The organism is Rhodococcus sp. BE178 (assembly GCF_050433545.1).
Lineage (GTDB): Bacteria > Actinomycetota > Actinomycetes > Mycobacteriales > Mycobacteriaceae > Prescottella.
This window is the reverse complement of the sequence record NZ_JBNPXA010000017.1, coordinates 23326-34673: the sequence shown is the minus strand read 5'-3', so window position 1 is coordinate 34673 and position 11348 is coordinate 23326. Positions and strand designations below refer to the sequence as shown.

The following is an 11348-nucleotide window of genomic DNA, read 5'->3' as shown; positions in this document are numbered from 1 at the left end:
ATGGGGCCCACAACGTTCAACGGCCTGCCCATCCACCCGTTGCTCGTGCATTTCGTGGCGGTGCTGGTACCGATCTCCGCACTGCTTCTACTGCTGTCCGTATGTTGGCCCGCAGCGAGGCGACGGATCGGGGTCTTCTCCCCCGTGGTTGCCCTGATCACCCTGGTTCTCGTGCCACTCACGACCCACGCCGGCGAGTGGCTCGAACACCGCACCGCGCCTGATCCGCTGGTGCGGATCCACGCTGAACTCGGAGACCAACTGATCTACTGGTCGGCCGGCGTATTCCTCGTCGCACTCGGATGGTGGGCGATCCATCACCCGCGATTCCAGGCGTGGCGGGCCGCACGCGGCGGGTCGACGAGCAGGACGACGTCGCGGGTCGTCGCCACCGGACTTTCCGTCGTCGCGGTGGTGCTGGCAGTCGGATCGACGGTGCAGGTCTACCGGATCGGCGAGAGCGGCGCGGCCGCCGTCTGGAGCGATACGACGGCTGCCGATTCCCCGGCCGCACAGTGACGCCGGACCACTTCGGACAGCCTTGCATAGCTGGTGACACCGTGGCGTCGGCAATACGATTCGCGCTGTGACCTCGAACCAGGAGTCCCCGAATGCCGGCGAGCAGGCCGGAACCCATGCAGCGGAGCCGCACACCGCAGGGTTGTCGTCGCGCCTGAACTGGCTTCGCGCGGGGGTACTCGGCGCGAACGACGGCATCGTCTCGGTAGCGGGTCTCGTCGTCGGTGTCGCCGCGGCAACCACCGACCGCGGCCCGATCCTCACCGCCGGTCTGGCAGGGCTCGCGGCCGGCGCCGTCTCGATGGCGCTGGGCGAGTATGTCTCCGTGAGCACCCAGCGTGACACCGAGCGCGCTCTGCTGGAGAAGGAGCGCCTCGAACTGACCACCATCCCCGACGCCGAACTCGACGAACTGGCTTCCCTGTACGAGGCGAAGGGTCTGTCCCCCGCCACCGCCCGTACCGTCGCCGAGGAGCTGACCGCGCACGACGCGTTCGCGGCGCACGCCGAGGCCGAGTTGGGCATCGACCCGAACGACCTCACCAACCCCTGGCAGGCTGCGTCTGCGTCCGCGATCGCGTTCACCGTCGGCGCGATTCTGCCGATGCTCGCGATCCTGCTTCCGCCGGCGAGCGCGCGCATTCCGGTCACATTCGTGGCCATGCTGGTCGCCCTTGCCATCACCGGCAGCATCAGCGCCCGACTCGGCGGCGCCGACCGGTCCCGGGCGGTGATCCGTGTGGTCAGCGGTGGCGCGCTCGCGATGGCCGTCACCTACGGGATAGGGCAGCTACTCGGCGTCGCCGGGGTCTGACGCGGGGTCCGGCGACCCCTCGCCCCTGGATCGCCCCAGCAACCAGGCCTCGAACGACGGGTTGCACAGGCAGGCCGGCGACCGCCGCGCCCGGAGCAACGCCACCGCGCCGGCCGGGTCCGCCTCGCCGGACAGCACCATCGCCCGACCCGCGATCAGACTCGACCGGTTGAGCCCCACCTGGCAGTGCACGAGAACCGGACCTGTCTTGCGGCACGCGTTCACCCAGGCGGCGAGGGCGTCGACCTGATCGAAGCCCTGTTCGGCACTGTCGTACATGCGGACGTAGACCTCGGAATCGACGACGTGCGCGATCTCGTACTGCTCCCACGGGTACAGCGACACGAGGTGGGTGACGAACGTCGGCAGCAGCAGTCCGTCGCGGCAACCGCCCTGCCACAGATTCGGGGCGATCTCGCTGATGACCGGAACGTCGAAGGGCAGGTGTCCGTGAGCCGTGATCCCGACCAGGCGCTGGCGCAACGGGTCGAGCCTGATGTCGATCGCGGTCGGATCGACGGAGTCGTCGTTCACGCTCGGGGTCCGTTCGGAGTGTCGGCCGGGGATTCCAGTATCGCCTGGTTCCCGACCGTCGCGCGTTCCGAACACTTCCCAGACTTCCCTGGTCGTTTCGGCGGACCAGTGGTCGGGTTCGGGCTACGATCCCCCGGACGCGCAGCCTGAGCGCGAGAAATATTTGGGGGAGGTTCCGAAGTGCCTGATCGATCAGTCATGTCCGTGCGCAAGCCGACGAATTGGGTTGCGGGAGCGGTCGCCGCAGCGGCCACAGTAGCGATTGCGGCGGGCGGGGCCGGGGTGGCATCAGCCGCTGACGCCGGCTCTTCCGGATCGCTGGGCGTAACCCCGTCGAGGATCTTGATGGACGGCGTCTACAAAGTCGGCTTCGACGTTCAGCCGGGAACGTACACGACGGCCGGCGCCTGGCCCGGCAGTCTGCTGCCCTGCTCGTGGACCCGCATCGAGGCGCTGCCTACCGGCGGCATCAACGCGATCGAACGCGGGGTTTCCTACGGACCGGTCACCGTCACGATTGCGCCGGACGACGACGGGTTCGAGACCGCCGGCTGCCGCGGGTGGAATCCAGTTCGTGAGCCCGACTCCGTCGACGCCGGATCTTCGAGTGGTTCGCTCGACTTCGGCTCACTGAGCACGGATTCGCTCGGCTCCTGATCGGCTTCGGTTTCCGGCCACGACGAAGTCGTATCGAGACCCATCAAGACCCATCGAGACCCACGGATTCAATCCAACTTTCGCCCATGCATTTTCGATCGTGGGCCGACCGATCGAGCGCCCCGGAACGCCCCGCCCCGTGCGGGGCGTTCTGCGTTTCGCCTACGGCTGGATCGACCGTGTCGCGGGAACTGTCGAGCGATCTGACTGAAGTTGGCCGGCATCCGTGCCACGATCCGCGAATGAACGACTGCTTGTGGGCGCGGAGGGTTTCGAACCCCCGACCGCTGGTGTGTAAAACCAGAGCTCTACCACTGAGCTACACGCCCGAATTCCGGCGGTGGAATTCCGCCGGAATCGCATCAGGACTTTAGCGCGGTGAGCGCTTTCTCCCAAGCTGCCTGGTCACGGGGCTCGCCGGGGCCGTTCATCTCCGCAAAGCGGATGATGCCGTCCTTGTCGATCGCGAACGTGCCGCGGTTGGCGAATCCGAGCTTGTCGTTGAACACCCCGTACGCCTCGGCAATCGCGCCGTGCGGCCAGAAGTCGGACAGCAACGGGAAGGTGTAGCCCTGTTCGGCGGCCCAGATCTTGTGAGTCGGCGACGGGCCCACCGAGATCGCGAGGATCTCGGCGTCGTCGTTCTGGAACTTCGGCAGTTCGTCCCGCACACGGCACAGTTCGCCCTGGCACACGCCCGTGAACGCGAGCGGGTAGAAGACGAGCAGAACGTTCTTCTCGCCACGGAAGTCCGACAGCGTGACTTCCTGGTTGTTCTGGTCCTTGAGGGTGAAATCGGGCGCAGTGGCGCCCACTTCGAGAGGCATGCCTGGTCCTAACATCGGGTACGTCGGCGCATCCGTCACGACAAACGTACGCCGCACGGATGAACCGAATGTGGTCTCGGCGAGATCAGCGCTTGGGTGCGCGAGCCTTCGGCTGCACCAGCCGGCTACCGCTCCACATCCCGAGGTTCGCGGCCGACGTCTGGGTCAGCCCCGCCGTGGGCGCCGATTCGGCGATCTCGCTGGGCTCGACATGTCCGGACTGGCCGGTCTTGGGGGTGAGCACCCACACGAAGCCCTCGTCGGACAGCGGTCCGATCGCGTCCATCAGGGCGTCGACCAGGTCACCGTCGCCGTCGCGCCACCACAGCACCACGACGTCCATGACCTCGTCGGAGTCCTCGTCGACCATCTCTCCACCGATGGCCTCCTCCACCGCCGAACGAATGTCGTCGTCGGTGTCCTCGTCCCAGCCCAGTTCCTGAACCACCATGTCGTGGGTAATGCCAAGCTTCTGAGCGTAGTTCTGAGCGTCCGCCGCGGCGACCACGGTGGTGTCCTCCTCTGTTCGGTGGGTGGCGGGCCCGAATGGGCCCGACCGACTCCAGTGACGATCGAGCGTGTGTCGATCAATAGGTGAAAGCGAACATGGTCGAAGCCGTTCGCGCAAGCCGACGTCCCCGAAAATCTCGAGAAAGTGCGATCGGCACGCCGTCGACGACGGCTGCCAGGGCGAATTCCGACCCCCACCGTATCCCGCGACGCGCCGAAGACCGAACAGCAGGAGTGGGGGTGCCTCCGCAGACTGGATGGTGAAAGATGAGGGCTGCGCCATATTCATATGGAAACTCGGGCGGCCCTAACAAGGACCGTCCGGATGGAGCGGACGCGACACCGCGCGTCCCACCACAATGAGGAGCACACCTTGTCAGACCTGATCCAGGGGCCCGCGTCTCAACCGAACGCCGACACACCAGGCGTCTCCGGAGCGGCCTCGTCACCCGCCGCGAACGCGCAACCCGGCACAGACGGCCGGGTCCGCGTCATCCGCGAGGGCGTGGCTTCCTACCTGCCGGACATCGATCCGGACGAGACCACCGAATGGCTCGAATCGTTCGACGGTCTGCTCGACCGCTCGGGAGCCGCCCGCGCCCGCTACCTGATGCTGCGCATGCTCGAGCGCGCCGGCGAGAAGCACGTGGCGATCCCCGCACTCACCTCTACCGACTACGTCAACACCATCCCGACCGAGAACGAGCCGTGGTTCCCCGGCGACGAAGAGGTCGAGCGCCGCTACCGCGCGTGGATCCGCTGGAACGCCGCGATCATGGTGCATCGCGCGCAGCGGCCGGGCGTGGGCGTCGGTGGTCATATCTCGACGTACGCGTCGTCGGCCGCGCTCTACGAGGTCGGTTTCAACCACTTCTTCCGCGGTAAGGACCACCCGGGCGGCGGCGACCACATCTTCGTGCAGGGCCACGCCTCGCCGGGCATCTACGCCCGCGCGTTCCTCGAGGGCCGGATCCCGGCCGAGCAGCTCGACGGCTTCCGCCAGGAGGCCAGCCACGCGCAGTCCGGCGGCGGCCTGCCGTCGTACCCGCACCCGCGCCTGCTGCCCGATTTCTGGGAGTTCCCGACGGTGTCGATGGGCCTCGGCCCGATGAACGCCATCTACCAGGCCCGCTTCAACCACTACCTGCACGACCGCGGCATCAAGGACACCGCGGATCAGCACGTGTGGGCGTTCCTCGGCGACGGCGAGATGGACGAGCCGGAGTCGCGCGGTCTGGCGCACGTCGCGGCCACCGAGGGCCTCGACAACCTGACCTTCGTCGTGAACTGCAACCTGCAGCGCCTCGACGGACCGGTCCGCGGCAACGGCAAGATCATCCAGGAGCTCGAGTCGTTCTTCCGCGGCGCCGGCTGGAACGTCATCAAGGTCGTCTGGGGCCGCGAGTGGGACGCGCTGCTGCACGCCGACAAGGACGGCGCGCTCGTCAACCTGATGAACGAGACGCCCGACGGCGACTACCAGACGTACAAGGCCAACGACGGCGCGTTCGTCCGCGAGCACTTCTTCGGGCGGGACCCGCGCACCAAGGCCCTGGTCGACAATCTCTCGGATCAGGAGATCTGGAACCTCAAGCGCGGCGGCCACGACTACCGCAAGATCTACGCGGCGTATGCGGCGGCGATGGCGCACAAGGGTCAGCCGACGGTGATCCTGGCGCACACCATCAAGGGCTACACCCTCGGCAAGCACTTCGAGGGCCGCAATGCCACGCACCAGATGAAGAAGCTGACGCTCGACGATCTCAAGCGGTTCCGCGACATCCAGCGCATCCCGATCTCCGACGAGGAGCTCGAGAAGGATCCGTACCTGCCCCCGTACTACCACCCCGGTACGGACTCCCCCGAGATCCAGTACATGCTGCAGCGGCGCAAGGCGCTCGGCGGCTTCCTGCCGTCCCGCCGCACCGACTCCACACCGCTCGCGCAGCCCGCGGACAAGACGTACGACGTCGTCCGCAAGGGCTCGGGCAAGCAGGAGGTCGCGACGACGATGGCCGTCGTCCGCATCCTCAAGGAACTGTTGCGGGACAAGGAGATCGGCAAGCGGATCGTGCCGATCATCCCGGACGAGGCGCGCACGTTCGGCATGGACTCGTGGTTCCCGTCGCTGAAGATCTACAACCGCAACGGACAGCTGTACACGTCCGTCGATGCGGAACTGATGCTCGCCTACAAGGAGAGCGAGATCGGCCAGATCCTGCACGAGGGCATCAACGAGGCCGGCTCGACGGCGTCGTTCACCGCGGTGGGCACGTCGTACGCCACCCACGGCGAGCCGATGATCCCGGTGTACATCTTCTACTCGATGTTCGGCTTCCAGCGGACCGGCGACGGCCTGTGGGCGGCGGCGGACCAGATGGCCCGCGGCTTCGTCCTCGGCGCCACCGCCGGCCGCACCACGCTCACCGGTGAGGGTCTGCAGCACGCCGACGGTCACTCGCTGCTGCTGGCGTCGACCAACCCGGCCGCGGTGTCGTACGACCCGTCGTTCTCGTACGAGATCGCGCACATCGTCAAGGACGGTCTGCGCCGCATGTACGGCGGCACGACGTCGGCGGACGGAACGCTCGAGCCGGGCTTCGGTGGAGAGAACATCTTCTACTACCTCACCGTCTACAACGAGCCGTACCAGCAGCCCGCCGAGCCGGAGAACCTCGATGTCGAGGGCCTGCTCAAGGGCATCTACCTGTTCAAGCCGGCCGAGAGCTCGGGCGTCCCGGAGGGGCGCTCCGCAGGCTCCGCACCGCGCGCGCAGATCCTGGTCTCGGGCGTCACGATGCCGGACGGTCTGCGCGCACAGCAGCTGCTCGCGGACGAGTGGGGCGTCGCCGCCGACGTGTGGTCGGTGACCTCGTGGGGCGAGCTGCGCCGCGACGGCATCGAGTGCGAGCGCGAGGCGCTGCGCAACCCAGGTGTCGACGCACCGGAGCCGTACGTCACGAAGGCGCTGTCCCAGGCGCAGGGTCCGTTCGTGGCGGCCTCGGACTGGATGCGTGCGGTCCCGGACCAGATCCGTCAGTGGGTCCCCGGCTCGTACACCACGCTCGGCACCGACGGGTTCGGTTTCTCCGACACCCGCCCGGCGGCGCGACGGTTCTTCAACGTCGACGCCGAGTCGATCACCGTCGCGGTGCTCTCGGCGCTGGCGAAGTCCGGTGAGATCGACCGCTCGAAGGCGGCCGAGGCGGCCGCCCGCTACCGGATCGACGACGTGCTCGCCGCTCCGAAGCAGACGTCGGATCCCGGCGTCGCCTGAAGCGGCCCGATCGGCACGCTGATCGACAACTGATCACGCCCGCCGCTTGCACGAGTGTCCCGGAGACGCCGTGCAGGCGGCGGGCGTAAGTTCCTCTCATGGCCGAGGATCTGCCCGAGACGTCGAACAGCTCGTCGGAGCCGCCCGCGCTGCGCGAGGCGCCGACCCCGAACTCGCCGCGACGCGTCCGCTATCAACCTCCGGCCCCCAGGTCGGACGGCAGGCCCACTCGCGATTCACTTCCGGACGCACTGCTGCGCCGGGTCAAGCAGTTCTCCGGACGGCTGTCCACCGAGGCCATCGCCTCGATGCAGGACCAGCTGCCGTTCTTCGCCGACCTCGACGCCGAACAGCGCGCGAGCGTCCAGATGATCGTCCAGAAGTCGGTGGTCAACTTCCTCGAGTGGCTCACCGACTCCGACAGCGACATCCGATTCACCATCGACGCGTACCAGGTGATTCCGCAGGACCTCGCCCGACGACTGACCCTCCGCCAGACGGTCGACATGGTGCGGGTCGCAATGGAGTTCTTCGAGCAGCGTCTCCCGGCTCTGGCCCGAAACGACCGGCAGCTGGTGGCGCTCACCGAGGCGATCCTGCGCTACGGGCGCGAGCTCGGTTTCGCGGCCGCCTCCGTCTACGCCAGTGCCGCGGAGTCCCGCGGTGCATGGGACACCCGGCTGGAGGCCCTGGTGGTCGACGCGGTTGTCCGCGGCGACACCGGTTCCGACCTGCAGTCCCGGGCGGCAACCCTGAACTGGGACGCCACCGCGCCCGCGACGGTCATCGTCGGCACGCCTCCCCCGGAACAGGGCGTGTCGGTGATCGGCACGGTGCACAGCGCAGCGCAGCGCCACGATCGCGGGGCCCTCGCCGTGATCCAGGGCGATCGGCTCGTCCTCGTCGTCAGCGGTGAGCTGCACGGCACCAAGGCGGCGCGGGAGTTCATGACCGATCTCATGGACAAGTTCTCCGCCGGCCCCGTCGTGATCGGACCCACCACCCCCAGTCTGGGGGCCGCACACTTCAGTGCGGTCGAGGCGCTGGCCGGCATGGAAGCCGTCGCGGGTTGGCGGGGCGCTCCGCGGCCCGTCTTCGCCGCCGACCTTCTACCCGAACGCGCCCTTCTCGGAGACACCGCGGCCGTCGTTGCCCTAAACGAACGTTTGATCCAGCCGTTGTCGGCCGCCGGCTCGGCACTGTCCGACACGCTCGACGCCTACCTGGATTCCGGTGGGGCCGTAGAGGCTTGTGCCCGTCAGCTGTTTGTTCATCCAAATACTGTCCGCTACCGCCTGAAGCGAATTGCCGAAGTCACCCGCCGGGATCCGACCAACTCGAGGGACGCATATGTGCTCCGCGTCGCAACCACGGTGGGCCGACTAGCTCAAACACGTCACGAAACGTCGACTTCTGACACATCAGTCACAAAATTCACATTTAGGAATGTCGGGACGTAACACGGAGGCGCCCGAATTCGATAACGGCGGCCGACGTGCTTTTTTGTAGGAAACCTACAAAACACGTGTCCAGGTTTCATCCCCGACAACATCTCGCAGACCTGCACCCGCAGTGTTCCCTTGAAAGCGTGATTTCGTTGCTAGCCCCGGGTCAGGGCTCTCAGACCCCCGGCATGCTCAGCCCATGGCTGGAGCTGCCGGGTGCACACGATCGCGTGGCTCTGTGGTCCAAGGCCTCCGGCCTCGATCTCGTACGCCTGGGCACTTCCGCCTCGGCCGAGGAGATCACGGACACCGCAGTGACCCAGCCGCTGGTCGTGGCTGCCGCGCTCCTCGCCTACGAGGAGCTCGAACGTCGCGGCCAGATCCCCTCCGACACCATCGCCGCCGGTCACTCCGTCGGCGAACTCGCTGCGGCCGCGGTCGCCGGCGTGCTCTCCTCCGACGACGCGGTGATGCTCGCCGCGATCCGGGGTGGCGAGATGGCGAAGGCGTGTGCGTTGGAGCCCACCGGAATGTCGGCGGTGCTCGGCGGGGACGAGGACGCCGTCCTGTCCCGGCTCGAGGAACTCGATCTCACGCCGGCCAACCGCAACGCGGCGGGCCAGATCGTGGCGGCCGGGCGACTCGACGCACTCGAGCAGCTCGCCGCGAACCCGCCCGAGAAGGCCCGCGTACGGGCACTTCCGGTGGCGGGTGCGTTCCACACCCGGTTCATGGCGCCTGCTCAGGACGCCGTGGCCGAGGCCGCGTCGCGGATCACACCCAACGATCCGTCCCGCACTCTGCTCTCCAACTCGGACGGCGCGCCGGTGACCTCCGGTGCCGATGCCCTGACTAAGCTGGCCGCGCAGGTGACCCGACCTGTGCGCTGGGACCTGTGTACCGCGAGCCTGCGGGCCGCGCAGGTCTCGGCGATCGCGGAACTCCCCCCGGCGGGCACCCTGATCGGAATCGCCAAGCGCGAAATGCGCGGCACCCCGACCGCGGCGCTCAAGGAACCCGGGGATCTCTCCGCACTGACCGAGTTCACCGAAGTCGGTTAGCTTGCTGCGCGCTCACGATGCGCGCACCGGGTCGGCCCCGGCCGCCCCGGACCCACAGAAGACGACACATCGAATGAAGAAGGGAGCCACGTAGTGGCCGCCAACCAGGAAGACATCATCGCCAACCTCGCCGAGATCATCGAAGAGGTCACCGGAATCGAGCCGTCCGAGGTCACGATCGAGAAGTCGTTCGTCGACGACCTCGACATCGACTCGCTGTCCATGGTCGAGATCGCGGTCCAGACCGAGGACAAGTACGGCGTGAAGATCCCGGACGAGGATCTCGCGAGCCTGCGCACCGTCGGCGATGTCGTCGCCTACATCCAGAAGGTCGAGGCCGAGGGCGGCGAGACCGCGGAGACCGTCAAGGCCAAGCTCGAGGCCGCCAAGAACGACGACGAGTGAGCCGAACGTGACTTCCGCTTCTACCCGAGGGAGATTCCCCAACATCGTCGTCACCAGCCTTGCGGCTACGACGTCGGTCGCCGGAGATGTGGATGGCACGTGGAAGGGCCTGCTGGCCGGTGAGAGCGGCATCGACGTGCTCGATGGCTCATTCGTGGAGGAATTCGATCTACCAGTGCGTTTCGGTGGCCAGTTGAAGGTCCCGTTCGACGACGCACTGTCCCGGGTCGAGATCCGCCGGATGAGCTTCGTCGAACGTCTCGCTCTCGTTCTGGGTCGTCAGGTCTGGCAGAACGCCGGCAGCCCCGAGGTCGACAAGGATCGCCTCGGGGTTGTCATCGGCACCGGACTCGGCGGCGGCGAGGCGCTCGTCGACGCCGTCGACAAGCTGCGCGCAGGCGGGTACCGCAAGGTGTCCCCGTTCGCGGTTCAGATGGTGATGCCGAACGGTCCGTCGGCCACCGTCGGACTGGAACTCGGCGCGCGCGCCGGTGTCATCACGCCGGTCTCGGCGTGTTCGTCCGGCTCGGAGGCCATCGCGCATGCGTTCCGCATGATCGCGATGGGCGACGCGGACATCGTCGTCGCGGGCGGAGTCGAGGGCAACATCGGCTCCGTGCCGATCGCGAGCTTCGCAATGATGCGCGCGCTCAGCACTCGCAACGACGACCCGAAGGCGGCTTCGCGCCCCTTCGACAAGGACCGGGACGGTTTCGTCTTCGGCGAAGCGGGCGCAATGATGGTCCTCGAGACGGAGGAGCATGCGAAGGCACGCGGGGCGACGATTCACGCCCGCCTGCTGGGCGCCGGCATCACCTCGGACGGATTCCACATCGTGGCGCCCGATCCGGAAGGCACGGGTGCGGCTCGCGCCATGACCCGGGCCATCGAGACCGCCGGTCTCACCAAGTCCGACATCAAGCACATCAACGCACACGCCACCGCGACCCCGATCGGCGACATCGCCGAGGCACTGGCCATCCAGGCCGCGGTCGGCACGCATGCTGCGGTGTATGCGCCCAAGTCGGCACTGGGCCACTCGATCGGCGCCGTCGGCGCCCTCGAGGCCGTGCTCACGGTCCTGAGTGTGCGTGAGGGCGTCATTCCCCCCACGCTCAATCTCGACAACCAGGATCCAGAGATCGATCTCGACGTCGTGAAGGGTGAACCCCGGTACGGCGACATCGATTTCGCGATCAACAACTCGTTCGGTTTCGGTGGGCACAACGTCGCGCTCGCCTTCGGCCGGGCTTGATCCCAGCCGAACTTCGCTGGACAGCCAGGTGGGGGGCCCCGCAC

Annotated in this window: 11 protein-coding genes and 1 tRNA gene; 8 read left to right on the top strand and 4 right to left on the bottom strand. The window is 67.4% G+C overall.

The window, feature by feature from the left end:
* On the top strand, positions 1 to 519 hold the full coding sequence (locus tag J2X34_RS23980) for a DUF2231 domain-containing protein (RefSeq protein WP_429519951.1): 519 nt from the start codon (positions 1 to 3) through the stop codon (positions 517 to 519).
* 67 nt (positions 520 to 586) lie between these two features.
* Entirely contained in the window at positions 587 to 1333 is a 747-nt protein-coding gene (locus J2X34_RS23975; protein WP_114719199.1) for a VIT1/CCC1 transporter family protein, read from the top strand.
* On the opposite strand, the gene J2X34_RS23970 is transcribed toward J2X34_RS23975, so the two are convergent.
* Complete coding sequence (locus J2X34_RS23970; protein WP_174911174.1) at positions 1310 to 1867, bottom strand: protein-tyrosine phosphatase family protein; 558 nt, start codon at positions 1865 to 1867, stop codon at positions 1310 to 1312. The genes J2X34_RS23975 and J2X34_RS23970 overlap by 24 nt on opposite strands.
* Before the next feature lie 345 nt (positions 1868 to 2212).
* On the opposite strand from J2X34_RS23970, the gene J2X34_RS23965 reads away from it, so the two are divergent.
* Positions 2213 to 2524 carry a hypothetical protein gene (locus tag J2X34_RS23965; protein WP_429519950.1) on the top strand — a complete coding sequence of 104 codons (312 nt, stop codon included), beginning with the start codon at positions 2213 to 2215 and terminating at the stop codon, positions 2522 to 2524.
* 257 nt (positions 2525 to 2781) lie between these two features.
* On the opposite strand, the gene J2X34_RS23960 is transcribed toward J2X34_RS23965, so the two are convergent.
* The 3 genes from J2X34_RS23960 to J2X34_RS23950 form a co-directional block, all read right to left on the bottom strand.
* Positions 2782 to 2853: transfer RNA gene (locus J2X34_RS23960), tRNA-Val, on the bottom strand.
* Positions 2854 to 2886: 33 nt separating this feature from the next.
* Positions 2887 to 3351, bottom strand: a complete 465-nt coding sequence (locus J2X34_RS23955) for a peroxiredoxin (RefSeq protein ID WP_429519949.1) — start codon at positions 3349 to 3351, stop codon at positions 2887 to 2889.
* An 85-nt stretch (positions 3352 to 3436) separates the two neighbouring features.
* Positions 3437 to 3859 (bottom strand): DUF3052 domain-containing protein, encoded by a 423-nt coding sequence (locus J2X34_RS23950; protein ID WP_114719195.1) that lies wholly within the window; start codon positions 3857 to 3859, stop codon positions 3437 to 3439.
* A gap of 375 nt (positions 3860 to 4234) precedes the next feature.
* Between J2X34_RS23950 and aceE the strand changes: the two genes are divergently transcribed.
* The 5 genes from aceE to J2X34_RS23925 all read left to right on the top strand — a co-directional run bounded on the left by aceE (position 4235) and on the right by J2X34_RS23925 (position 11304).
* Positions 4235 to 7138, top strand: coding sequence for a pyruvate dehydrogenase (acetyl-transferring), homodimeric type (gene aceE / locus J2X34_RS23945; RefSeq protein ID WP_114719407.1), 2904 nt, complete (start codon positions 4235 to 4237; stop codon positions 7136 to 7138).
* Between the two features lie 98 nt (positions 7139 to 7236).
* Positions 7237 to 8598 carry a PucR family transcriptional regulator gene (locus J2X34_RS23940; RefSeq protein WP_174911180.1) on the top strand — a complete coding sequence of 454 codons (1362 nt, stop codon included), beginning with the start codon at positions 7237 to 7239 and terminating at the stop codon, positions 8596 to 8598.
* 128 nt (positions 8599 to 8726) lie between these two features.
* Complete coding sequence (locus J2X34_RS23935; RefSeq protein WP_429519948.1) at positions 8727 to 9644, top strand: ACP S-malonyltransferase; 918 nt, start codon at positions 8727 to 8729, stop codon at positions 9642 to 9644.
* A 93-nt stretch (positions 9645 to 9737) separates the two neighbouring features.
* Positions 9738 to 10049 carry a meromycolate extension acyl carrier protein AcpM gene (acpM, locus tag J2X34_RS23930; RefSeq protein WP_114719192.1) on the top strand — a complete coding sequence of 104 codons (312 nt, stop codon included), beginning with the start codon at positions 9738 to 9740 and terminating at the stop codon, positions 10047 to 10049.
* Between the two features lie 7 nt (positions 10050 to 10056).
* Positions 10057 to 11304 carry a KasA/KasB family beta-ketoacyl-ACP synthase gene (locus J2X34_RS23925; RefSeq protein ID WP_114719191.1) on the top strand — a complete coding sequence of 416 codons (1248 nt, stop codon included), beginning with the start codon at positions 10057 to 10059 and terminating at the stop codon, positions 11302 to 11304.
* Positions 11305 to 11348 lie beyond the last annotated feature (44 nt).

Coding starts and splice junctions, on each gene's coding strand:
- J2X34_RS23980 (WP_429519951.1), top strand. CDS start 1: ATGGGGCCCACAACGTTCAACGGCCTGCCCATCCACCCGTTGCTCGTG.
- J2X34_RS23965 (WP_429519950.1), top strand. CDS start 2,213: ATGGACGGCGTCTACAAAGTCGGCTTCGACGTTCAGCCGGGAACGTAC.
- J2X34_RS23955 (WP_429519949.1), bottom strand. CDS start 3,351: ATGCCTCTCGAAGTGGGCGCCACTGCGCCCGATTTCACCCTCAAGGAC.
- J2X34_RS23940 (WP_174911180.1), top strand. CDS start 7,237: ATGGCCGAGGATCTGCCCGAGACGTCGAACAGCTCGTCGGAGCCGCCC.